Source organism: Neorhizobium sp. P1_A6 (assembly GCF_056406795.1).
The window spans coordinates 25481-47815 of sequence record NZ_JBFTZM010000016.1 but is presented as its reverse complement, the minus strand read 5'-3'; the positions used below and the strand labels follow the sequence as shown (position 1 = coordinate 47815).

The following is a 22335-nucleotide window of genomic DNA, read 5'->3' as shown; positions in this document are numbered from 1 at the left end:
ACGCGCCCCCGGAAAGCATGTCGAGGGACATGCCTTCGGCATTTACGGGAAAGAAAAGGAGCAAAGAAATGACTTTCATCGCCAGCAGCCAGAACGGCCATCAGGTCAACAAGGGTTTCCGCGTGGATGTGACCCGTGGTGAGCATAACGGCAGGGTTTCGTCGGAATGGTTTTCGCGCCCTGACGACGAGCGGTTTTTGTCGCTCACCGAACTATACGACGCGGTGAAGGGGCGGGCAGATCGCGCCACCGCCCGAACCGTGGAAAGCCGCGCTGTACGCGTTGAAGCCAGTCGCGACAACGCGGAGCGGTTGGCACTTGTCGTTCCCGGACAGGATGAACCCATTTCGCCGACCCATTGGAGTTTTGGCCAGCTTTGCAGCCTCGTCGGCGCACCGGCAACCTATATGCGCCAGCTCCCCGCGCCTCTGGCGGGCATCAATCTACAGCACGGCTTGCTTTCGCACCGGGCCGAACTTGTGAAAACCTATGAGGCAGATGAAGGCCGCATCGAACTCCGGGCGGTGACAGGACCGGACTACGGAAGGATTTTTGACCATGAACTTATTGCAGCCGTCATGAAAATCGCGGGCAATGGCGTGGGCGATACCATGTGGAAGGTGCCCGGCATTCTGGATTGGGCAACCATGACGCATAACCCTTTCGTTGACATCACCAAGGACACCACGACGCTCTACGCCAGTGACCGTGATGTTTTCGTTTTCCTCGTGGACGATACGCACCCCATCGAAGCCGGACGCCTACCAAACGGAGAGCCGGACCTGTATTTCCGGGGTTTCTATTGCTGGAATAGTGAAGTCGGCAGCAAGACGCTCGGCATCGCGTCTTTTTATCTTCGGGCGGTTTGCATGAACCGCAATCTTTGGGGCGTCGAAAATTTCGAGGAGATCACCATCCGGCACAGCAAGTTCGCCGCGCAGCGTTTCGCCCACGAGGCAGCCCCTGCGTTGTCCAGCTTCGCAAATTCCTCACCTGCCCCGTTCATGGCCGGGATCAAGGCGGCGCGGGAGAGGATCGTCGCCCGCACGGACGAGGACCGCGAAAGCTTTCTGCGCAGGCGTGGCTTCTCCAAGGCCGAAACCGGCAAGATCATCGAAACCGTGTTGCAGGAGGAGGGTCGCCCGCCCGAAAGCATCTTTGACTTTGTGCAGGGCATGACCGCCCATGCTCGCACAAAAGCGCATCAGGATAGCCGTCTTGAACTGGAGGCAAAGGCGAAGGTCTTGCTTGAACGGGCCGCATAAATGAGGCCGGGACGCGGCGGAAGCAATTCCGCCGCGTCCGATCCCATCGGTCCGCCGCAGGGTTTTCCGATTTTTGCATCATGCCAGATTCCCGCTACGCCGTGCGGCCCCGATCGATGCCCTGACGCCGCGACCGCGCTCGCCGGGATGTGCCCGGCTCGCAAGATCACACACAGATTTTTCCAAGGGTATCTATCTCGACAGACGAATACCTAGTATATTGGGTGGTTAGTATATTAGGTATGCGGCGACTCTCCCTACATGAGCTTACGGGAGAGAGTCGCCAGAAATCTGCGTCGTTTAAGGCAGGAGCAATCCATGTCGCAGGAGGAGCTTGCCCACCGTGCCCATGTCAATCGCAACTATGTCGGCATGCTGGAGCGCGAAGAATATGCCGCGTCGATCGACATGCTCGACAAGCTTGCAGCTGGTTTCGGCGTCGATCCAGTCGAGTTGCTGCGCGACGAAATCTGACGCGCCATCAAAAATGATCCGACACCGTTCGTTGACGTGGTTCCGGCATGCTGCCATTCCATGAGCGCAACAACCTTGTTATCGTGTACGGATCGCTTTCCACGAGGACAGAGATTGGTCCGGTCGGGACGGGAGTTTTTAAGGACATATCGATGAGCAAGCCTCTCCTGGATGACGGCCCACCGCTGACCGAGCGCGTAAGCGCCTACGACGAGGCCCATTTTTCTACCTATCTGCGTCTGCTCGACGCGGCAGAGGAAGGTGCGGACTGGCGTGAAGCGACCAGAGTCATTTTCGGCCTGGATGTCGCTGCCGATCCAGAGCGTGCCAAGCGCATTCACGACACGCATCTTGCTCGCGCCCGCTGGATGACCGAGGCCGGTTACCGCCATCTGCTCGAACCGGGTATTCAGTAACGCGGGGATCCTTGGTCACCGATGACATCCACTGATTGAGAGCCTTTGCGCTTATCGCACTCCGATGGGTTGCATATTCCGATTATCTGCATTGTTCCACGGCTCCTGACCTGAAAACCTGACAACTTCTCTCATAATTGTCGTTGGGGAGACGAGGGCATGGAGCCATTGCCGGATTGGCGTTCGCCGCAGTTCGAAGAACAATTGAGCCGTCTCGATCGGAGTGGCGTCGCATTCGAGTTTCTCCGCCGCAACAAAAACTACCAGACGGACTATGCGGACACGGTGGATGGGATTTCATCCAGCAAGGTGAAAAAGCGCGACGCGATAGCGGATTTGTCCGAACGGTGGGGCGTCACCTTTCCCGGCCGATCCATCTCAGTCGGCCCAAAAATCCCGCCCGATCTGGCGACCGCAGCTCTTTCCCGCGACGGTTATCGTTGAACAAGCGGCAAACGGCTTCGACACCACATCATTGCTCGATCCTCTCGCCCTGTCGATTGAGGGGGAAATGGCCGAGGATGGGTTCCACGCCATTGTGAGGGACGATCAGGGCGATCACCGGATATGGTTGCCGCAAGGCGGGCAGACCATGAATGCAGCCGTTGTTATCCCCTTGGACGAACATTTTTCCGAGCGCATACAGAACATCCAGCGTTTCCAGCGCTGGCTGACCGGCAAGCCATCCGGACCTTTACCCCGCTGGCAACGGTTCTCGCGCTACCAGATTTACAGGTTCAGCTTGATGCTGCGGGCCTGGGACGGCATGACTGGCGGTGCCTCACGCCAGGAAATTGCCGGCATCCTGCTCAACCGGGATGTAGAGGCGCTACGCTCTATTGACTGGAAGAACGCACCCGAGCGTCGGCGTGTCATCCGCCTGCTCAAAAGCTCCCGGGAGTTGATTGAGGGCGGCTATTTGCGCCTGCTCCAGCCATAGCTTCAAGCGGCCATCTACCTTTCCTGTGATCCCCTGTCATCGTTGCATCCACGGTCCTTACCGGCTCTTTTCGCTGCGGCTTGAAGGGGGACACATCCATAGAATCTGGATTTTTGTCACTCCGCCGGACCGCATTTTTTTCGCCATTGTCGCAGCCAACCCGCCGCTTTGACGGCGGCCGCGATGGAGGCAGACGATGCAGGAAAAAACCGACAGCAATTGGCCGCGCTTCGTGCGTACCCCCGAAGCGGCCCGCCTTCTCGACCTTTCGCCCCGCACGCTCGAAAAGCATCGCTGCGACGGAACCGGGCCGATCTATCACAAGCTCGGCGGTCGCGTCGTTTATGCCGTCACCGACCTTCACGCGTGGATTGACGCATCCGCACGCCAGTCGACCTCCGAGGCCGCTTCGAGCGCGCGGATGCCTCACGTGTCGATGGCAGCTCGTGCCATTGGCATGACGCGCTGATCGCCGCCGATGCTCGGGCACAGGACATATCAGGGACAGCAGCTTGAGCTGTTTCAGCCAAGCGGCGGCAACATCGCCGCCCGGGACGCGCAGGATCTCATGTCCTGGCCGTTCTTCTCGCTCGCCAAATCCCGCCGTGTAACGCCGATCGATTTCCGCATGGGTGATGTTTCGATCCGCGTCGAGGCGACTGCCGAACATGGCATGGCGACCATATGGGACGCAGACATCCTGATCTGGGCTGCGTCGCAGATTGTCGAGGCCCGCGACAACGGCTTGCGGACCTCACGGCTGATGTCGGCCACTCCCTATGAAATCCTCACCTTCATCCACCGGGACGATTCCGCCCGCAGCTATGAACGGCTGAAGGCAGCCCTCGACCGACTGCAATCCACCACCATCGCCACCACGATCCGCCAGCCGTCCGAACGGCGTAGGCATCGCTTCTCATGGATCGCCGAATGGAAGGAGCGACTTGACGCTCACGGACGGCCGCTCGGCATCGAGCTCATCCTGCCAGACTGGTTCTATGCGGGAATCGTCGACGATGCGCTGATCCTCACCATCGATAGGGATTATTTCGACCTTAAGGGTGGCTTTGAGCGTTGGTTATACCGGCTCGTGCGCAAGCATGGTGGCCGCCAGACATGGGGCTGGAGCTTCGATCTCAAGCACCTGCATCTGAAATCCGGAAGCCTCTCGCCCCTCAAACACTTTGTCTATGACCTGCGCGGCATCGTCCAGCGCCAGCCGCTGCCTGGCTACCGACTTGCGCTCGTCACCGATCCGGACGGCCGCGTACGCCTCACCTTTCAACCAACCTCAACCGATCCGTCTGGCATCGCCGCGTTCCGCGCGCCGCGCCGCCGTTCGATCAGACTGTGAGCAAGCTGTGGACAGACCCGTGCTATCGAGGACCCCCAGGCCCGTGCTATCGGGGACCGGATTCCCGTGCTATCAGGGACCGAAATCGGACTTAACCATCCGTATTCCTTCTGTTATTCGCTCCCCTAACGTTCCTAACCTAGATTCCTTCGGAATCTTTCTAACGGACCGCCCTGCATCGGCGGCCGGTGGAGCTCACGCAGCGTCATATGTCTGCAGCCTCATTGCACCCCTCTCGTCTTTCACATCGGGAGCGGGACAATGAAAACGGGTATGCACATTGACAGCATTCCGCCCAGTCGAACCCTGGTCGAACTGACATGGCGCGAGAAGCGGATCGAGCATTGGATCCGCTTCGGCCGGATCGCTGAAGAACAGCGCATCGATCGCCACCGCCGCATCGTTGGCTTTGCTCCCGGAAGCGTCTTTGCCTTCGTCCGTTGGGCCGCGAATAACTACGGCACCGTCGTTTCCCGTATCGATATCCTGCGTGCGGTGGCGGCAGGCGAAGCATTCCAGACGCTTCCTTTTGTGCGTCCCGGCGGCGACATCCTGTTACGCATCCACGGTTGGCCGAAGGTCGAGATGGTCCTGAACACCATCGACACGATCGAAATACTTGGCATCGATCCGGCCGACGCCGCGCCGGATCACTGGCGGCATGTGCACAATCGCCTCAGCGTCAACGAGCCGTTTCGGACCTACAGCCGCGAGCAGCACCGTGCCTGGCTCAAACGGCGGACCATTCTTCGGGCGACCGGCAAAACCACAGGCAACGATCGCACTGGAGACACCCCATGACGCGCTTCGCATGGGTGATGGTGACATACTTTTCCGCACTCGCGACTGGCGTGTCGGCGTTTATCAATATGCCGAAGATGCTGATCTGGAACGCCAGCGCCAGCGCGCCGGTCGGGCTTTATCGAGTCGTTCCGGTCGATCGCATCGACGTCACCGATCTGGCTGTGGTTATGCCGCCCGACGAACTGGCAAACTTCCTTGATGAGCGCCGCTATCTTCCGAAGGGCTTGCCGCTTCTCAAGCGCGTGCTGGCGCTTGGGGGCACCGAAGTTTGCCGCTCCGGCACTGATATCACCGCTTACGGCATGAGTTACGGACAGGCCCGCGGGCGCGACGGCCAAGGCCGCTCGTTGCCCGTCTGGCAGGGATGCCGGCAGATCGCCGAGAGCGAAGCCTTCTTCATGAACTGGCATGCACCCGACAGTTTCGACAGCCGTTATTTCGGGCCGCTTCCCCTCACAACCGTCATCGGTCGGGCGATCCCGCTCTGGACGACCGACGGTCCTCATGCGGCCACAGACAGCTTCAGTGAGCCGGTACCCGACGAGCCGTGATGGCTCGTTCAACCACCAACGAAAAGGATTTTCCCATGACCCAGATTGGTACCTTCACCCGCAACAGTGACGGCTTTTTCGGCCGCATCCGCACGCTCACCCTCGATGCCGAAGTGACCATCCTGCCAGCCGACGAAACCGACGCTGAAAATGCGCCGAACCATCGCATCTTCGGCGATGGCCTTGAGGTTGGCGCGGCATGGGACCGCACCGGAGAAAGGGCAGGGGCGTATCTGTCCGTGACCATAGAAGATCCGTCCTTCGTCGAGCCGATCCGCGCCCGGATGTTCGAGTCTGACACCGGCAAGGATGTCTGGAATCTTCACTGGACGCGCAAGACGCGGCGCGACGAACAGGCGTGACCGTCATGCGCTGCCGTCCTTCCCGCGAACCTTCAGGCGTAATCCTCTTGATCGATCGAGCGCCGATCAATCCCCTCGACCCGATCGCCTACGAGCAAGCCGTTGCGCGCAACGGAGGTCAGGGGCGGCGGCATGTTTTCCGGGAAGTGGACACGTCATCAGGCGTCGACCGTCCGGAAAATATTGGCCGGCGGCGAAGCCTCGCCCTTGACCGAAGCGAGCACGATGGCAGGCTGATGGCGTTTCGGGACGGCGGTGCTCACGCTGCTGTTCCGGCGATCACGGCGATGTTCGTCGCGGTCATCATGATCGTCACGCAGCCATACATAGTGTTGGCTGATCCTCTGAAAACCGCTGCTCTGTCAGATAGCTCAGACGCGGCCGCGCCGCCGTCTGATCCATGGGCAAAGCACATCACTGAAGCTGCCAGACGTTTCGCCATTTCCGAACGATGGATACGCGCTGTCATGCAGGCTGAAAGCGATCGTGATCCGCTTGCCGTCTCGCCGAAAGGCGCGATGGGTCTGATGCAGATCATGCCCGCCACATGGACAGAATTGCGCACCCGCTATCACCTTGGCGACGATCCTTATCAGCCGCGTGACAACATTCTCGCTGGTTCTGCCTATCTCGCAGAACTGCATGATCTCTATGGCTCGCCGGGTTTCCTCGCCGCCTACAATGCCGGCCCTGGCCGCTACGAAAAGCACCTTGTCACCGGCGGTCCGCTGCCGGCCGAGACCGTCAATTACATCGCGAAAGTGATGTCACTGATTGACGTGGATACAGCGCTGGCCAATCGCACGGTCGTTCAGCCGTCGCGCTCTTCATGGTCGATTGCACCGCTGTTCATCACGCGTTATCTCGCCGGAAATAGTGATGATAACAAGACCGCCAATCTCCCTTCCGGTCGTTCCTCTAGCGCTCGTACGATCGTCGATCTGTCGGCGCTCGCACCGCCGTCCGATGGCCTGTTTGTGCGCCGCAACGTTGAAGAGGAGCAAAAGCGATGATTGTCGTGGCTTCTGTTACTGCATCGGGCTGGATCGTAGGGATTGCGGGGTGGGGAGGGACATCGGGAGACACGACCGAGGGAAGGCGAGATAAAAGCAGACGATGTGCGCCTGTGTTCGGTCGTGTGTTTTCAGGGACTTATGGCGCATTTACGCGAGGTGCGCCTGATCGGCGCAGCCTGCGCATTCGTCATCTTTGCAAGGATTTCCTCAGCTTTGCGCGATGTGCGAGGCCCCAGCCATGAGCGGCGAGGAGGATTTCCGCATACGGCCAGGCCGCATCCGCTCCACCCGCGCACAACAGGCGCGGCCCTTCATCGCCCAGGCACTGGCGGCCGCTCAGCGCGCCGGCGGCAGCGTCTCGCGCTCCGGCAAGATCAGCTCGGGCAACCGCTCGCGGTTCGGGCGAGGCCAGCGCGCGACCGTGCAGGCCAATCGGCTGCTCACCGGCCGTTCGCGTAATACAGTCATCAAAACGCGCGTCGTCCGGCACACTGCTCGTTCGGCGCCCCTGAGCGCCCACCTTAGCTATCTCCGGCGTGAGGGCGTTACCCAGGATGGGGAGAAGGCGCGGCTGTTCGGGCCGGAGACCGGGGACGCCGATCCCAAGGCCTTTGGGGAGCGGATCCAGGACGACCGGCATCACTTCCGGTTCATCGTCTCGCCCGAGGACGCGACCGAGATGTCCGACCTCAAAACCTACGCCCGGGAACTCATGGGAAAGATGGAGAAAGACCTTGGCACCAAGCTGGACTGGGTCGGCGTCGATCACTGGAACACCGACAATCCCCACGTTCATATTATCCTACGCGGGCGTACCGGTGACGGTCAGGACCTCGTCATCTCCCGCGACTATATCAAGGAAGGCATGCGCGCCCGCGCCCAGGATCTCGTCACCCAAGAGCTCGGGCCGCGCACCGATCACGAGATTCGCAACAACCTCGAACGGCAGATCGAGGCGGAGCGCTGGACCAATCTCGATCGCCAGCTTGCCCGAGACAGCTATCGCACCGGCGTCGTCGATCTCGCTCCGCATCCTGACCGCCAGCCTGACGAATTCCACACGATGAAAGTCGGCCGGCTGCGGAAGCTGGAGATGCTCGGCCTCGCCGATCAGGTCGGTCCCGGTCAGTGGGTGATGGGGGACAATGCCGAGGCGACGTTGCGCGAGCTGGGCGAACGCGGCGACATCATCAAGCGCATCCATCGCGGTCTGACCGAACGCGGTATCGAGCGCGCCGCCGCCACCTATGTGCTCGCCGGCGAGAGCCTTGACGATTCCGTTGTCGGCAGGCTTGTCGATCGTGGTCTCGACGATGAGCTGAAGGGCACCGCCTATGCCGTCGTCGATGGCACCGACGGACGCACCCATCACATCAAGCTGCCCGACCTTGACGCCGCTGGCGACAGCGCGCCCGGCTCGATCGTCGAGCTGCGCAAGTTCGATGACGCGCAGGGCCGCAGGCGCGTCGCGCTCGCGATCCGCTCCGATCTCGACATCGAACGGCAGGTTCATGCCACCGGCGCCACCTGGCTCGACCGGCAGGCAATCGCCCGCGAGCCGGTGGCGCTCGGCGGCGGCGGCTTCGGCGCCGAGGTGCGCGACGCGATGGACAGGCGAGCCGAACATCTTGTTGGTCAGGGTCTCGCAGAACGGCAATCGCGCGGCGTCAGCTTTTCGCGCGGTCTGATCGATACGCTCCGACAGCGCGAGGTGGACGCTCTCGGCCAGAAGCTTGCAGCCGAGACCGGCAGGCCGTTCACGAAAGGGGGGACCGGCGAATACGTCGCCGGCACATATCGGCAGCGCTTTGCGCTCGCCTCCGGCCGCTTCGCCATGATCGACGACGGCCTCGGCTTCCAGCTCGTGCCCTGGACGCCATCCCTCGAAAAGCAAATCGGCCAGCATGTCTCCGGCGTCTCGCGCGGCGTTAGCGGCGTCGATTGGAGCTTCGGGCGCAAGCGCGGGCTCGGGATGTAATCCAATTAAAGAAGGAACTCGCCATGTCAGCGACCAAGATCCTCTGGGGCCAACTTATCACCGTCTGCCTGATCGTCCTGGTCACGATTTGGGCGGCGACACAGTGGACAGCATGGCGGCTCGGCTTCCAGCCGCAGCTCGGCGTGCCGTGGTTCGAATTGGCCGGCTGGCCGGTCTACTATCCGCCCGCCTTCTTCTGGTGGTGGTATTTCTACGATGCCTACGCACCGCCGATCTTTGTCGAAGGTGGTTTCATTGCCGCGTCCGGGGGCTTCATCGCTATTGCCGCGGCGATTGGCATGTCGGTCTGGCGGGCGCGCGAGGCGAAGCATGTCGAAACCTACGGCTCCGCCCGCTGGGCAGGTCCCGACGAGATCAAAGCGGCCGGTTTGCTCGGCGCCGATGGCGTCGTGCTCGGCAGGCACGATCGCGATTACCTTCGCCATGACGGGCCGGAGCATGTGCTGTGCTTCGCTCCGACGCGGTCCGGCAAGGGCGTTGGCCTGGTGGTGCCGTCACTGCTGACCTGGCCTGGCTCAGCGATCGTCCACGACATCAAGGGCGAGAACTGGACGTTGACCGCTGGCTTTCGCGCCCGCCATGGTCAGGTGTTGCTGTTCGATCCGACTAACGCGAAGTCTGCGGCCTACAATCCGCTGCTGGAAGTCCGTAAAGGGGAATGGGAGGTTCGCGACGTCCAGAATATCGCCGACATTCTCGTGGATCCGGAAGGCTCGCTGGAAAAGCGCAATCACTGGGAGAAGACCAGTCACGCGCTGCTGGTTGGAGCGATCCTCCATGTCCTCTATGCCGAAGCCGACAAAACACTCGCTGGCGTCGGGGCCTTCCTGTCTGATCCAAAGCGGCCAATCGAATCGACGCTCGCCGCAATGATGAAGACGGCGCACCTGGGCGAGGCCGGGCCGCATCCCGTCATCGCGTCCGCCGCGCGCGAGCTGCTGAACAAATCCGACAACGAGCGATCCGGCGTGCTGTCGACCGCCATGTCGTTTCTCGGGCTTTATCGCGATCCCGTCGTTGCCGAGGTCACTCGGCGCTGCGACTGGCGGATCGTCGATATCGTCGGCGGTAAGCATCCCACCACGCTCTACCTCGTGGTGCCACCGTCCGACATCAACCGAACGAAACCGCTGATCCGCCTGATCCTCAATCAGATCGGACGCCGCCTGACCGAAGACCTGCAAGCGAAAGGCAACCGCCACCGACTGCTGCTAATGCTCGATGAATTTCCCGCACTCGGCCGCCTCGACTTCTTTGAGAGTGCGCTCGCCTTTATGGCTGGATATGGCCTCAAGGCGTTCCTGATTTCACAGTCGCTGAATCAGATCGAGAAGGCTTATGGCCCGAATAACTCGATCCTCGACAACTGCCACGTGCGCGTCAGCTTCGCGACCAATGACGAGCGCACCGCCAAACGGGTATCCGATGCGCTCGGAACAGCCACCGAGATGAAGGCGATGAAAAACTATGCCGGCCACCGGCTCTCGCCATGGCTCGGGCATTTGATGGTTTCCCGCTCGGAGACGGCGCGGCAGCTCCTCACACCTGGCGAGATCATGCAGCTTCCGCCCTCGGACGAAATCGTCATGGTTGCCGGCATCCCGCCGATCCGAGCCAAGAAAGCCAGATACTATGAGGATCGACGCCTTCAGGAGCGCATCCTCACCCCGCCCACCCTGACCAAGCCAAAGAGCGGACAGGCCGATGACTGGAGCAACATCGAACCTCCGAAGCCGCCGGTATTAGACACGCAGGTCGCGGCAGAAGCGCAGACGGACGACGATCCGACGGAATCCGAACGCCGACATCAGCCGGAACTGAGCCGAACCAAGACGGTCGAACGTAAGGATGTGATCGAGAACGAATTCGAGATCGATCCCCGCGACGATGTGGAGGAGGACACCGCCCGCCTCAGCCGTATGAACCAGACCATGCGCCAGGTAGCACGTCAGGCCTCGCTCGATCCGGGCGATGGGATCGATCTGTAGGAGACGATTGTGATAAAAGCTCCCAAGAAACAGCGCCTCTCAGTCTATCTCGATCCTGATGTCATGAAGGCGCTCGCTGCGTATGCTGCTCGGCGCGATCAATCTCTATCCGTGATAGCCGAAGCGGGTATCGCGTCCTTCCTGTCACCCGATGCAGCCGAGCGACAGGAGGCTGCCACTACCAAGCGGCTCGACCAACTCGACCGCCGCATGACGCGAATGGAGCGCGACCTCGGCATTTCCGTCGAGACGTTGGCAGTGTTTGTGCGCTTCTGGTTGTCGACAACTCCAGCGCTGCCAGAGCCTGCTGCGCAGGCTGCTCGGGCCAAATCGAGCGAACGCTATGAGGCGTTCGTCACCGCGTTGGGGCGAAGACTCGCGAAAGGTCCAAAGCTGAGGCAGGAGATTTCTGAAGACCTCGAGTAGCCGGTCAGAAGGCCGCTGATCTTGGGCGAGGAACAACTTACTTAGGGCAAGCAAGCCCGTTCCCACTTCCCAAATGGTGGGAACGAGTTGCGCCAAGGGCATTTTCGACGACCTTAGTTATTTTGTTCCGCAGCAATCCGGACGGACCATGTTCTACTAGGTCTGAACTATCAGTTCCCTAGCCGCGACGGAAGCTGGCTCCACAGCTTTCTCTGACTACCAACTCATGGTCGACTATGATGCGTTTCGCCTTTGCCGAAGGATTTTTAAGATTCTTGAGCAGCATTTGGGCGCCCAGTTCCCCCATCTTGCGCCTAGGGGTTCTAACTGTAGTCAACGCGGGCTCATACACGGCTGCGAAAGGAATGTCGTCGAATCCGACGAAGGCGACATCTTCGGGGACGCGCAAACCATTTTTTCTCGCATGGCGGATTGCGCCCATTGCCATTTCGTCACTCGCGCAAACGATCGCCTCGGGGGGGGCGCCATTTTTCAACAACTGCTCCATCGCGATCTGTCCGCCGTCAATGTTGAAACGCTCGACGGCTTCGACGCGGGCCCGGTCTGCAAGCCCGGCCCCCGCCATCGCCATTTCATATCCTTTGATGCGCGCCGCAAAGGTTGGACTGATCCTTGGGCCGCCGAGGTGAGCGATGTCGGTGTACCCTAAGCCGATAAGATGGAGGACCGCCGTTTCGATCGCTTTCTCGTTGTCGATATTTACATAAGGAATGTTCTTTTCTTCGATCGCGCGGGAGACCGCGACGATGCGCTGTTCGAAGCCTGGAAAACTGCGGACGGCGTCTGGAAGATGACCATTCAGAAGAATGATTCCATCTGCCGCACCGTTGAGCAGTTGACGCGCAAGTTCATCTTCTCTGGCGCGATCGTATTGCGTGCTGCCGATGATTACACTCATCCCCTCCTTATGCACCGTTTCCTCAATCCCTAATATTACTTCGGGAAAAAAGGTGGCTGCGATGTTTGGAAGTATCACAAGTATATTTCCGGCCATTTGATTGCGAAGCATACGTGCGCCGTGGTTGACAACGTAACCGGTCTCTTCAACGATCTTTCGTATTCGTTGTTTGGTCTCGTCGGTTACTCTTGAAGAACCGGCCAACGCCCGGCTGACCGTGGAAACATCGACTTCAGCAAGGCGCGCGATATCGATCATGGTCGGCCGAGATTTGCGGGGGCGRTTGGATTCTACCAATGCTGTTTTGGAAGGCAATTTGCCTCCTCCTTTTTAGTTGGCCCTCGCGGCCTGCATTTATCAATGACCATTAGATGCCTCGGGTGGCCGATGTCACTATCAGACAGGCTCAAAGCTTAACCCAAGCACTGTTTCTTTTCGAAGAGACAACGCAGGCTTCCACGAACGCGACCCCCTTAACGCCGTCGTCGATGGTCGGGTAGATCACGGCCTTGTTGACTGCGACGCCATTCTTGGCGGCGTTAATGGCGTGGGCGGCTTCCGTGTAGATAGTCGCGAAGGCTTCGAGATAACCTTCCGGGTGGCCGGACGGGATGCGGCTGACGCGGGCGGCGGACGGGCCGGAACCGGCACCGTTGCGGGTGATCAGGCGTTTCGGCTCGCCGAACGGCGTGAACCACAGATAGTTCGGATCGGCCTGCACCCATTCAATGCCGCCCTTGGTGCCGTAGACGCGGATTTTCAGGCCGTTCTCATGGCCCGGCGCCACCTGGCTGCACCAGAGCATGCCCTTGGCGCCGCCCTCGTAGCGCAGCATTACATGCGCGTTGTCGTCGAGGCGCCGGCCTTCGACAAAACTGTCGAGATCGGCGGCGAGGCTTTCCAGTGTCAGGCCGGTGATGAAGGCTGCGAGGTTATAGGCATGCGTGCCGATATCGCCGGTCGAACCGCCGGCACCCGATTGGGCCGGATCGGTGCGCCAGACGGCCTGCTTGGCGCCGGTCTGCTCGACGGCCTCGGTCAGCCAGTCCTGCGGATACTCGACCTGCACCACGCGGATTTTCCCGAGATCGCCATTGGCGACCATTTCGCGGGCCTGCCGCACCATCGGGTAACCGGTGTAATTGTGGGTGAGGATGAACAGCGCGCCGCTCTCGTCCGCCGCCTTCTTCATTTTCTTGGCGTCGGCGAGGTTGGAGGTCAGCGGCTTGTCGCAGATGACGTGGATACCGCGCTTCAGAAATTCCTTGGCGGCATCGTAATGCACGTGGTTCGGCGTGACGATCGACACCGCCTCGATGCCGTCCTTCAGCCGCGCCTCGCGGATCGCCATCTCCTTGTAGGAGCCGTAGGTGCGCGACGGATCGAGACCGAGGTCGCGGCCCGAGGCGATCGCCTTTTCCGGCGTCGATGACAACGCGCCGGCGACCAGATCGAACTGGTCGTCCAGCCTTGCCGCCATGCGATGCACCGCCCCGATGAACGCCCCCGCCCCGCCGCCGACCATTCCAAGCCGGATGCGTGGCTGATGTGCACAATCGCCCTTGCCTTCGATCGTCATGTTTCACTCCTTTTCAAAGGCCCAGCATCCGCCGGTTTGCCGCCTCGTCGGTCCCGCCACTGGCGAAATCGTCGAATGCCTTTTCCGTAACGCCGATAATGTGGGCCTTCACGAATTCGGCGCCTTCGCGGGCTCCGTCCTCGGAATTCTTCAGCGCGCATTCCCACTCGACCACGGCCCAGCCGTCGAAATCGTTGGCGGTCATCTTGGAGAAGACCGAGCCGAAATCGACCTGGCCGTCACCGAGCGAGCGAAAGCGGCCGGCGCGGCCGACCCAGCCCTGGTAACCACCATAGACGCCCTGCCGGCCGGTCGGGTTGAATTCCGCGTCCTTGACGTGGAACATCTTGATCCGGTCCTTGTAGATGTCGATGTTGTCGAGATAGTCCAGGCATTGCAGCACGTAATGCGACGGGTCGTAGAGCATGTTGGCCCGCGGATGGTTCTTCACCCGCTCCAGGAACATCTCGAAGGTGACGCCGTCATGCAGGTCCTCGCCGGGGTGGATTTCGTAACAGACGTCGACGCCGCAGGAATCGGCATGGTCGAGGATCGGCGTCCAGCGCTTGGCGAGTTCATCGAAGGCGGTTTCGACCAGGCCGGCCGGGCGCTGCGGCCACGGATACATATAAGGCCAGGCAAGCGCGCCGGAAAAGGTCGCATGCGCCTTGATGCCGAGATGTTTCGAGGCGGTGAGCGCCATCTTGACCTGCTCGACGGCCCAGGCCTGGCGTGCTTTCGGATTGCCGCGCACCTCGGGCGCTGCAAATCCGTCGAATCCCTCGTCATAGGCCGGATGCACGGCGACGAGCTGGCCCTGGAGATGGGTGGAAAGCTCGGTCACCTCGACGCCGTTCGCCCGCGCCACGCCGGCAAATTCGTCACAATAATCCTTGGAGGAGGCAGCCTTTTTGAGGTCGATGAGTTGGCCGGCCCAGGTCGGCACCTGCACGCCGACATAACCCTTGTCCGCCGCCCATTTTGTGATCCCATCCCATGTGTCGAACGGAGCGGCATCGCCCGCAAACTGCCCGAGAAAGATGGCAGGTCCTTTGATCGTAAGCATTTTTGAAATCCAATCGTTTGGATTGTTTGTTTGCGAGGTATAGTTTGATGCGCCGGTTGGTTCAAGCCATCGTTTTCAGTTTTCCAGTACCCAACCTCGCCCCGTCCCTTCAGGCGACAATAAATCTTTCCTAAGTGGCATTGACAATCATACAAACGTTTGGATAGCGTAGTACAAACGATTGTATTCAGTTTTTTAAGGCCGAGGGAAATAAATGACCGTTTTGTCTGTTCAACTTTTCACGTTGAGATCGATTGAAGACGATCCTCGCTTACTCGACGCTGTTGTGGCGGCCGGATACTCGAACGTCGAACTCTACGGCGGCAAACTCGCTCTCGGACTCGACCTCGCAAAGCTCATGAAGGAGCGTGGGTTGAGGGCAACCGGAAGCCATGTAGCCCTGTCCGATCTTGCAGGTGATCTCGAGCGGGTAGTGGCCAATGCGCAAGCGTTCGAACTGACGTCGCTGTTCGTACCTTCGGTACCTGTACCTCAGCGTGGGATGGCTGCGGAAGGTTGGCGGGCCCTAGGGAAGCAGTTGGCCGACCTCAGCGACAGACTTTTGCCCTTCAACATGACGCTTGGTTATCACAACCATAACTGGGATCTGGATCTCAAGGAGGGTGACAAAACCGCTCTTGATCTGGTGTTTGAAGCAGCAGGCTCTGCGCCGGTGCAATGGGAAGCGGATATCGCTTGGCTGACCCGAGCTGGAGTTGATCCAGTGGTCTGGCTCAAGCGACATTCCAGCCGTTTGTCGGCAGCCCACGTCAAGGATATGGCGCCGGCTGGTCAAAATGAGGAAGAGGCCGGCTGGGCTGACGTTGGAGCAGGGACTCTTGACTGGAAGGTTCTTTGGCCTGAAGCAATCTCGAATGGCGCCAAAGTTATGGTGGTCGAGCATGATCGCCCACTCAATCCGGCCAAGACTATCGCGCATAGCTTCCGTTACCTACAGGAGGAGGTGCTTTGAATACCCCTCCGATGTCAATCGGCATCATAGGTTGCGGCGTCATTAGTGCGGCGTATCTGCGAGGTGCCTCTCGTTCAAAGTACATACGGGTCAAGGCAGTCGCTGATATCCGCGAAGAGGTCGCAATCGCCCAAGCATCGGCATTTGGCGTAGACGCCACGAGCATCGACGCAATGCTCGGGGATACATCGATTGATTTAGTGATCAACCTTACCGTGCCGAATGCACATGCGGAGGTTAGTCGCCGGATTTTGGAAGCCGGCAAGCATGTCTATTCAGAGAAGCCGCTAACGGTTTCGATCGACGATGCGCGGCAACTGTTGCAAATGGCCGCAGAGCGGAAACTTCGCGTGGGTTGCGCACCGGACACATTTCTTGGTGCCTCCCATCAGGTTTGTCGCGAGATGATTGACCAAGGGCGGTTGGGAACGGTCCTTAGCGGTTCGGCGTGCTTCCTGTCCCGCGGGATGGAGGCTTGGCACCCCAATCCTGATTTCTTTTTTAAGCCCGGTGGCGGACCGGTCCTTGATCTCGGACCCTACTATATTACCGCCCTCGTCAATCTTCTTGGTCCTGTCGCATCTGTTGTCTCGACCTCGGCAACGGGCTACGCGACCCGAACGATCGGCGGCGGGAACCGCGTCGGCGAGACGATCTTAGTGGAGACGCCGACCAGCTACAGCGCTTTGCTTTCGTTCCGAAGCGGATCACGGATCACGCTAGACGCATCTTGGGACGTGTGGAAACACAAGCGTTCACCGATTGAACTTTACGGAACCAACGGCACTCTTCTCGTTCCCGATCCAAATTTCTTTGGCGATGAGCCTAAAGTGAGTGAGCGGGACGGTGACTGGCAAGACGCCGACATATCCGTTTTCGCCTTTGGCGAGCGCAACAGAACGCTTAGGACTGGGCGCGAGGTCGCTGATCATCGTTCGATCGGGGTCGTTGACATGGCGCTTGCTATCAGGAGCGATCGTCCTCACCGCGCGAGCGGCGAGCTCGCTCTGCATGTGCTTGAGACACTGCAGGCGATTGCAGTGTCAGCGGCCGAAAGCCGCGCTGTCAGCATCTCGTCTCATTGCGAACGCCCATTGTCTTTGCCGAGAGGCTTAGACGAACGTGTATTTGCGGCGCCGGCCGAGTTGGCAGGCGGCGAGTTGGCGCAATAGCTGCCAACTTTTACAGGAAGAATAGGAGATTGGTATGCCGGGACCCAGAGTGGATTCGGTCCATGGAGACGAGCACTTACCCGAAAAGGTTGATGTCGTCATCATCGGCGGCGGCATCGTCGGAGCATCTACCGCACTCGAGTTGGCTGAGCGTGGTATCAAGGTAGCTCTGTGCGAGAAGGGTGGAATCGGACAGGAACAATCAAGCCGCAACTGGGGTTGGGTACGACTATCGCGCCGTGACCCGCGCGAAATTCCACTCATGATCGAAGCGCTCCGTATCTGGGACACGCTCGACAACCGCATTGGCAGAGATACGGGTTACAAGCGGGCGAGCATCACTTTCGCATGCGCGACCGAAACACAATTCAACACCTACGCCGACTGGATGCGCTATCTGGAGCCCTACCAGATCGAAAGTCATATGATGAACGGCGACGAGTTCGCCGAAATGTTTCCTGGTCTTACAATCAAGCCGTATGGTGCACTTCACACTCCAGGGGACGGTCGTGCCGAACCCCAGAAAGCGACAGCTGCCATTGCTGAAGCCGCCCGTGAGAAGGGCGCTGTCATTTTGACGGAATGCGCGGTCAGGGGGTTGGATTTATCAGCCGGACGCGTCAGCGGCGTCGTGACGGAACGCGGAACGATCGCTTGCGATGCCGTTGTGATGGCAGGCGGCGTCTGGAGTAATTTATTCTGTCGACGCTACGGTATTAATGTGCCGCAACTCAACGTCATGAACTCGGTATTGAGCACAAAGCCCGTAGAAGGCGGCCCTGAGGGTGCGCTTTGGACAAAGGCATTTGCTATACGGAAGCGACAGGACGGGGGCTATACGATTGCGTCAGGGCATGAAAATATCGTCGATATTGTCCCCAACTCCTTCAAGTATGCCCTTAAGTTTCTACCCTCGTTTCGGGAGGAGTGGCGCTCGTTGCGTTTCCGCGTTTCCGGCCGCTTCTTCGAAGAATTGCAGATGGCGAAAGCCTGGCAGATGGACGAGGCCAGCCCTTTCGAATATTGCCGCGTCCTAGATCCTGTTCCGTCAAAGAAGTATGCGGACGGAACGCTCGCTAAACTTGCGGCGACTTGGCCAGTGTTTGCCAAGGCCGAGATCGCGCAGCGCTGGGGCGGCTATATCGACGTTCTGCCTGACGCGGTGCCAATCATTTCGGCCGTCGATTCCATTCCAGGCTTTCATATCGCCACCGGCTTTTCGGGTCACGGCTTCGGCATCGCGCCAGCCGCCGGACGCTTGATGGCGGATATCGTCACGGGCCGTTCGCCGGTCGTCGATCCGTTTCACTTTCGCCTGTCCCGTTTCTCGGATGGCTCAAAGATCGAGCTTATGCCCGATATGCGCCAGTAACCGCAACTGCCCGACAAGAGGCAGCCGCACTAAGGTATACTTCAAACCAAAAAAGGGGTTCCGCCATGACGAACGATAAAGAAACGCATAGCTTAAATTTCACTCGCAGAAAGATGCTTGCCCTTCTCGGCGCTGGGGGAGCAGTAAGCCTATTTGCTCCCAATTTACTTGGTCGGGATCAGGCTTTTGCCGCGGCGCCTTCCAAACCGCACGGCCAGCTCATCGTTGGGCTTTCTCAGGAGTCGACGGTCTTCAATCCGCACAAGCTTCATCTTGAAGTGGACGAAGGGATCCAGTTCGCCCTTTTTGACACGCTCTTTATCGTGAATGCAGAGGGCATTTTCGAACCATCCCTGGCCGTCGAGGTGCCGACGGTTGCCAACGGCGGCGTCTCTGAGGACGGCCTCAACTGGCGCATCAAGCTGCGCGACGACGTCAAGTGGCACGACGGCAAACCGTTCACTGCGGCGGACGTGAAGTTCACGCTCGAACTTCTCGTCGATCCAAAATTCAATAGTTGGCGCCGCACTGGGCATCAACTCATCCGCGACCTTACTGTGGTATCCCCGACCGAATTGACTTGGCGTATGGAACGGCCGTTCGCGCCTTATCCTTCGATCCTCGCCGCAACGTTCATTGTCGCTGCTCATACGTTCGATGGTGTCGCAGACAAGAATTCGGCTTCGATCGATAGTGCTCCCATCGGAACTGGACCTTTCAAGTTCGTGAATCGCAGGCCGGGAGACAGCATCGAAGTGGTCGCTAACCATGATTATTTCGGCGAAGGGCCGTACATCGAGAAGTTGGTCTTCCGCTACATTCCCGATCAAACGGTGCTCTATACGCAGTTCACCACCGGCGATATCGATCTGATTAGCATTTCCTACATACCGCCCGACAAGTACAAGGCCGCCCAAGCTCTCCCTGGCAAAGCCGTGGAGTTAATGCCGGCATCGTCGATCGAATGTATCGCATTCAACACCGGGCGGGCGCCCTTGGACGAGCAAGCGGTCCGCCAAGCCATCTACTATGCTTTCGACAGGGATGCAGCGCTTGAGCAGATCTATTCTGGCGTGCCGCTGGCGACCGAGAGCTACATGCCGCAGCAGTCGTTCTACTACAATCCCGACTTGCCCAAGCACGAGTTTGATCTTGAAAAGGCGAAGCAACTCCTCGACGCTGCCGGATGGGTTCCAGGTTCTGATGGCATTCGCGTCAAAAATGGGCAACGCCTGTCCTTCACGAACTCGACGACGGCCGGCAATTACGTCCGCGAGCAAGTGCAGCAGTACCTGCAGCAAACACTTCGTGAGGTCGGCATTGAGATGAACATCGAAAACATGCCCGCGGCAGTTCTGTTCGCCGATTTCTGGCTGAAGTCGCAGTTTCATAGTGTCATGCACGGCCAGGATTATCTCACAGGATCCGACCCGGACACGAGTGACTTCTTCTTGTCGACCAACAGCGCAGCCAAGGGCGGCGGTGGCCTGAACTTCTGGCAATATGCGAACCCGGAAGTGGACAGGCTGTTGGGAGAAGGCGGTAAGCTGTTCGTGCCCGAGGAACGCAAGCCCATTTACGCGAAGATCCAGGAGATCGTGCGCAATGATCTGCCGTTCATTACGATGTGGCAGCGGCGTACCGCTCGCGGCCATAAGGAGGGCCTCAACGGTTACGCGGGCAATGTGAACGTACGTATCGACACTTGGAACATCGGCGACTGGTATTGGTCGTAAGCGATGTTGAAGGGGAGGCCTGACCGGGCCTCCCGTCTCCAAATTTGGGCGCCTTCACGCCCAGGAAGACAGGGAAATCTCCGATGTTTCGATACGTTTTGGGACGTCTGTCGCAGAGCATAGTTCTGCTGGCAATCGTTTCTTTTATCGGCTTTTTTATCATCCATCTCGCGCCCGGCGGCCCTTTGGCGCAATTCGTTGCGATACCCGGAATGACAGCTGCCGATTTGGAGCGCATTAGCGAACAGATGGGCCTGAACAGGCCCCTTCCGATCCAATATGTAGAGTGGATCGGAAGGATGCTCACTGGCGAGTGGGGTCGGTCCTATCGAGACAACACCCCTGTTCTATCCGTCATCGCCTCGCACTTGGGCGCAACACTCGCACTCATGGTCGCGGCTACGCTGATCGCAGTGCTCGTTGGTTGCTGGGTCGGCATACGGAGTGCTGTCCGCCAGTATTCCCTTTTCGACTATTGCACCACAATTGTGGCCATGGTTGCCCTCTCGATCCCGACATTCTGGTTTGGCCTAGTCGGCATCTATATATTCTCAATCAGACTCGGCTGGCTGCCACCCGGCAACATGTACACGGTAGGCGATGAGAGCTTCCTCGGATATTTGAAACATCTCATCATGCCGTCTCTGGTGCTTGGCCTCGTGCACCTCGCCGTCTGGAGCCGATATATGCGTACAGCAACGCTTGAGGCTCTCAATCAGGAATATGTCCGAACCGCTCGGGCGAAAGGCATGTCTCCGCGCCGTGTCCTAGTGCGACACGTGTTGCGCAACTCGCTCCTGCCGATGATCGCGCTTGCCGGGCTGGAGCTCCCAATGCTCCTAAGCGGTGCTGTCGTGACCGAAACGGTGTTCACCTGGCCTGGCATGGGCCGGCTGTTCCTCGATAGCCTGAGCTACAAGGACTATCCGGTCATCCTGGGTCTTTTAATGTTCTCCGCCGTGCTCGTCATCGCCGGAAATTTTATCGCCGATGTCGTGATCGCCCTGGTCGATCCCCGCATCCGCCATGCGTGAGGAGGTAATAATGACATCCGGTTCCGACGCAATCTCGCTTCCTCCGCGGCCAGCGACCAACCCCGCTCTTCGGCGCTTCATGCGCCATAAGCTGGCGATCCTTGGCATCGTCTGCGTTGCGACACTTATACTGGCGAGCATATTTGGCCCGTATCTCCTTCCCTACGACCATCTCTACATCGACTTGCGAGCGCGCTTCGCGGCGCCAATGACAGGTAACCATTTTATGGGTACGGATCCGCTAGGCCGCGACGTTGCCGCGCGGCTGCTAATGGCGGGGCGCTTGTCCCTTCTTGTAGCATTCTCGGCGATGTTCATCAGCATTGTCATCGGCGTCAGCGTCGGGATCATCGCGGGCTACTATGGTGGCAAGGTCGGTGCCATGATGATGCGCATCGTCGATGCCTTCCTATGCTTTCCATCAATTTTGCTCTTATTGACGCTTGCCGCCTTCATTCGGCCAAGCCCCACTATGATCACCTTGCTGATCGCCGCCACAAGTTGGATGGAGATCGCTCGTATCGTCTCGGCGGAGGTCAAGTCTCTGAAAGAACGTGATTTTATTGCGGCCGCCCGAATGGCAGGTCTTTCCGCTCGCTGGATAATGACTCGTGAGCTGCTACCGAACGTGATGGGGCCAATCATCGTCGCTGCTACTCTGACGGTCGCCCGCGCCATCCTTTCGGAGGCCTATATCAGCTTCCTTGGCTATGGAATTCAACCGCCCTATCCAAGCTGGGGCAATATGCTTAACGGAGCGCAGCAATATCTCGCCACCGCACCGTGGCTGGCAATTATTCCTGGCATGGTAATAACGCTGGCCGTTACCAGCTTCAACTTCATCGGCGACGGATTGCGCGACGCCCTCGATATCAGGAGCCAAGACTGA

At 59.3% G+C, this 22335-nt stretch carries 23 protein-coding genes; 20 read left to right on the top strand and 3 right to left on the bottom strand.

Features of this window, described 5'->3' with window-relative positions; all coding sequences use genetic code 11:
- The first annotated feature begins 68 nt into the window (after nt 1-68).
- The 14 genes from AC1D3C_RS25040 to AC1D3C_RS24975 all read left to right on the top strand — a co-directional run bounded on the left by AC1D3C_RS25040 (nt 69) and on the right by AC1D3C_RS24975 (nt 11595).
- On the top strand, nt 69-1265 hold the full coding sequence (locus AC1D3C_RS25040; RefSeq protein ID WP_477484771.1) for a DUF932 domain-containing protein: 1197 nt from the start codon (nt 69-71) through the stop codon (nt 1263-1265).
- A 261-nt stretch (nt 1266-1526) separates the two neighbouring features.
- Nucleotides 1527-1739 carry a helix-turn-helix domain-containing protein gene (locus AC1D3C_RS25035; protein WP_168329337.1) on the top strand — a complete coding sequence of 71 codons (213 nt, stop codon included), beginning with the start codon at nt 1527-1529 and terminating at the stop codon, nt 1737-1739.
- A 152-nt stretch (nt 1740-1891) separates the two neighbouring features.
- Nucleotides 1892-2155, top strand: a complete 264-nt coding sequence (locus tag AC1D3C_RS25030) for a DNA -binding domain-containing protein (protein ID WP_477484770.1) — start codon at nt 1892-1894, stop codon at nt 2153-2155.
- A gap of 159 nt (nt 2156-2314) precedes the next feature.
- Complete coding sequence (locus AC1D3C_RS25025; RefSeq protein ID WP_477484769.1) at nt 2315-2599, top strand: transcriptional regulator domain-containing protein; 285 nt, start codon at nt 2315-2317, stop codon at nt 2597-2599.
- 31 nt (nt 2600-2630) lie between these two features.
- Complete coding sequence (locus AC1D3C_RS25020; protein ID WP_477484768.1) at nt 2631-3095, top strand: DUF2285 domain-containing protein; 465 nt, start codon at nt 2631-2633, stop codon at nt 3093-3095.
- A 196-nt stretch (nt 3096-3291) separates the two neighbouring features.
- Nucleotides 3292-3564: a helix-turn-helix transcriptional regulator gene (locus tag AC1D3C_RS25015; RefSeq protein WP_477484767.1), complete on the top strand. Its 273-nt coding sequence runs from the start codon at nt 3292-3294 to the stop codon at nt 3562-3564.
- A 9-nt stretch (nt 3565-3573) separates the two neighbouring features.
- Nucleotides 3574-4449 carry a replication initiator protein A gene (locus AC1D3C_RS25010; protein WP_477484766.1) on the top strand — a complete coding sequence of 292 codons (876 nt, stop codon included), beginning with the start codon at nt 3574-3576 and terminating at the stop codon, nt 4447-4449.
- A 261-nt stretch (nt 4450-4710) separates the two neighbouring features.
- Nucleotides 4711-5250, top strand: a complete 540-nt coding sequence (locus tag AC1D3C_RS25005; RefSeq protein WP_477484765.1) for a DUF2840 domain-containing protein — start codon at nt 4711-4713, stop codon at nt 5248-5250.
- Nucleotides 5247-5804: a S26 family signal peptidase gene (locus tag AC1D3C_RS25000; RefSeq protein ID WP_477484764.1), complete on the top strand. Its 558-nt coding sequence runs from the start codon at nt 5247-5249 to the stop codon at nt 5802-5804. Before AC1D3C_RS25005 ends, AC1D3C_RS25000 begins: the two co-directional genes overlap by 4 nt.
- A gap of 35 nt (nt 5805-5839) precedes the next feature.
- The gene (locus AC1D3C_RS24995) at nt 5840-6166 is read left to right on the top strand and encodes a DUF736 domain-containing protein (protein WP_477484763.1); all 327 of its coding nucleotides are present in this window, start codon (nt 5840-5842) and stop codon (nt 6164-6166) included.
- A gap of 5 nt (nt 6167-6171) precedes the next feature.
- Nucleotides 6172-7179 (top strand): lytic transglycosylase domain-containing protein, encoded by a 1008-nt coding sequence (locus AC1D3C_RS24990; protein WP_477484807.1) that lies wholly within the window; start codon nt 6172-6174, stop codon nt 7177-7179.
- Between the two features lie 241 nt (nt 7180-7420).
- Nucleotides 7421-9160: a relaxase/mobilization nuclease domain-containing protein gene (locus AC1D3C_RS24985; RefSeq protein ID WP_477484762.1), complete on the top strand. Its 1740-nt coding sequence runs from the start codon at nt 7421-7423 to the stop codon at nt 9158-9160.
- Nucleotides 9161-9183: 23 nt separating this feature from the next.
- Nucleotides 9184-11169 carry a conjugal transfer protein TraG gene (locus AC1D3C_RS24980; protein WP_477484761.1) on the top strand — a complete coding sequence of 662 codons (1986 nt, stop codon included), beginning with the start codon at nt 9184-9186 and terminating at the stop codon, nt 11167-11169.
- Between the two features lie 9 nt (nt 11170-11178).
- Nucleotides 11179-11595 (top strand): CopG family transcriptional regulator, encoded by a 417-nt coding sequence (locus AC1D3C_RS24975; protein WP_477484760.1) that lies wholly within the window; start codon nt 11179-11181, stop codon nt 11593-11595.
- 178 nt (nt 11596-11773) lie between these two features.
- Here AC1D3C_RS24975 and AC1D3C_RS24970 read toward each other — a convergent pair whose 3' ends face one another.
- The 3 genes from AC1D3C_RS24970 to AC1D3C_RS24960 all read right to left on the bottom strand — a co-directional run bounded on the left by AC1D3C_RS24970 (nt 11774) and on the right by AC1D3C_RS24960 (nt 15159).
- On the bottom strand, nt 11774-12829 hold the full coding sequence (locus AC1D3C_RS24970) for a LacI family DNA-binding transcriptional regulator (protein WP_477484759.1): 1056 nt from the start codon (nt 12827-12829) through the stop codon (nt 11774-11776).
- Nucleotides 12830-12920: 91 nt separating this feature from the next.
- Nucleotides 12921-14093 carry a Gfo/Idh/MocA family protein gene (locus AC1D3C_RS24965; RefSeq protein WP_477484758.1) on the bottom strand — a complete coding sequence of 391 codons (1173 nt, stop codon included), beginning with the start codon at nt 14091-14093 and terminating at the stop codon, nt 12921-12923.
- A gap of 13 nt (nt 14094-14106) precedes the next feature.
- Nucleotides 14107-15159, bottom strand: a complete 1053-nt coding sequence (locus AC1D3C_RS24960; protein WP_477484757.1) for a sugar phosphate isomerase/epimerase family protein — start codon at nt 15157-15159, stop codon at nt 14107-14109.
- 214 nt (nt 15160-15373) lie between these two features.
- Between AC1D3C_RS24960 and AC1D3C_RS24955 the strand changes: the two genes are divergently transcribed.
- From AC1D3C_RS24955 to AC1D3C_RS24930, 6 genes are all read left to right on the top strand, one after another.
- Entirely contained in the window at nt 15374-16132 is a 759-nt protein-coding gene (locus tag AC1D3C_RS24955; RefSeq protein WP_477484756.1) for a sugar phosphate isomerase/epimerase family protein, read from the top strand.
- Nucleotides 16129-17304, top strand: a complete 1176-nt coding sequence (locus tag AC1D3C_RS24950) for a Gfo/Idh/MocA family protein (protein WP_477484755.1) — start codon at nt 16129-16131, stop codon at nt 17302-17304. Before AC1D3C_RS24955 ends, AC1D3C_RS24950 begins: the two co-directional genes overlap by 4 nt.
- Before the next feature lie 34 nt (nt 17305-17338).
- Entirely contained in the window at nt 17339-18676 is a 1338-nt protein-coding gene (locus AC1D3C_RS24945; RefSeq protein WP_477484754.1) for an NAD(P)/FAD-dependent oxidoreductase, read from the top strand.
- Between the two features lie 65 nt (nt 18677-18741).
- Complete coding sequence (locus AC1D3C_RS24940) at nt 18742-20412, top strand: peptide ABC transporter substrate-binding protein (protein WP_477484753.1); 1671 nt, start codon at nt 18742-18744, stop codon at nt 20410-20412.
- An 83-nt stretch (nt 20413-20495) separates the two neighbouring features.
- Nucleotides 20496-21446 (top strand): ABC transporter permease, encoded by a 951-nt coding sequence (locus AC1D3C_RS24935; protein WP_477484752.1) that lies wholly within the window; start codon nt 20496-20498, stop codon nt 21444-21446.
- 10 nt (nt 21447-21456) lie between these two features.
- Nucleotides 21457-22335 (top strand): ABC transporter permease, encoded by an 879-nt coding sequence (locus AC1D3C_RS24930; protein ID WP_477484751.1) that lies wholly within the window; start codon nt 21457-21459, stop codon nt 22333-22335.

Coding starts and splice junctions, on each gene's coding strand:
- AC1D3C_RS24980 (WP_477484761.1), top strand. CDS start 9,184: ATGTCAGCGACCAAGATCCTCTGGGGCCAACTTATCACCGTCTGCCTG.
- AC1D3C_RS25005 (WP_477484765.1), top strand. CDS start 4,711: ATGAAAACGGGTATGCACATTGACAGCATTCCGCCCAGTCGAACCCTG.
- AC1D3C_RS25030 (WP_477484770.1), top strand. CDS start 1,892: ATGAGCAAGCCTCTCCTGGATGACGGCCCACCGCTGACCGAGCGCGTA.
- AC1D3C_RS24935 (WP_477484752.1), top strand. CDS start 20,496: ATGTTTCGATACGTTTTGGGACGTCTGTCGCAGAGCATAGTTCTGCTG.
- AC1D3C_RS24960 (WP_477484757.1), bottom strand. CDS start 15,159: ATGCTTACGATCAAAGGACCTGCCATCTTTCTCGGGCAGTTTGCGGGC.
- AC1D3C_RS24955 (WP_477484756.1), top strand. CDS start 15,374: ATGACCGTTTTGTCTGTTCAACTTTTCACGTTGAGATCGATTGAAGAC.
- AC1D3C_RS25015 (WP_477484767.1), top strand. CDS start 3,292: ATGCAGGAAAAAACCGACAGCAATTGGCCGCGCTTCGTGCGTACCCCC.
- AC1D3C_RS24965 (WP_477484758.1), bottom strand. CDS start 14,093: ATGACGATCGAAGGCAAGGGCGATTGTGCACATCAGCCACGCATCCGG.
- AC1D3C_RS25035 (WP_168329337.1), top strand. CDS start 1,527: ATGAGCTTACGGGAGAGAGTCGCCAGAAATCTGCGTCGTTTAAGGCAG.
- AC1D3C_RS25000 (WP_477484764.1), top strand. CDS start 5,247: ATGACGCGCTTCGCATGGGTGATGGTGACATACTTTTCCGCACTCGCG.
- AC1D3C_RS24995 (WP_477484763.1), top strand. CDS start 5,840: ATGACCCAGATTGGTACCTTCACCCGCAACAGTGACGGCTTTTTCGGC.
- AC1D3C_RS25040 (WP_477484771.1), top strand. CDS start 69: ATGACTTTCATCGCCAGCAGCCAGAACGGCCATCAGGTCAACAAGGGT.
- AC1D3C_RS25025 (WP_477484769.1), top strand. CDS start 2,315: ATGGAGCCATTGCCGGATTGGCGTTCGCCGCAGTTCGAAGAACAATTG.
- AC1D3C_RS24945 (WP_477484754.1), top strand. CDS start 17,339: ATGCCGGGACCCAGAGTGGATTCGGTCCATGGAGACGAGCACTTACCC.
- AC1D3C_RS24985 (WP_477484762.1), top strand. CDS start 7,421: ATGAGCGGCGAGGAGGATTTCCGCATACGGCCAGGCCGCATCCGCTCC.
- AC1D3C_RS24940 (WP_477484753.1), top strand. CDS start 18,742: ATGACGAACGATAAAGAAACGCATAGCTTAAATTTCACTCGCAGAAAG.
- AC1D3C_RS24930 (WP_477484751.1), top strand. CDS start 21,457: ATGACATCCGGTTCCGACGCAATCTCGCTTCCTCCGCGGCCAGCGACC.
- AC1D3C_RS25010 (WP_477484766.1), top strand. CDS start 3,574: ATGCTCGGGCACAGGACATATCAGGGACAGCAGCTTGAGCTGTTTCAG.
- AC1D3C_RS24990 (WP_477484807.1), top strand. CDS start 6,172: ATGCGCTGCCGTCCTTCCCGCGAACCTTCAGGCGTAATCCTCTTGATC.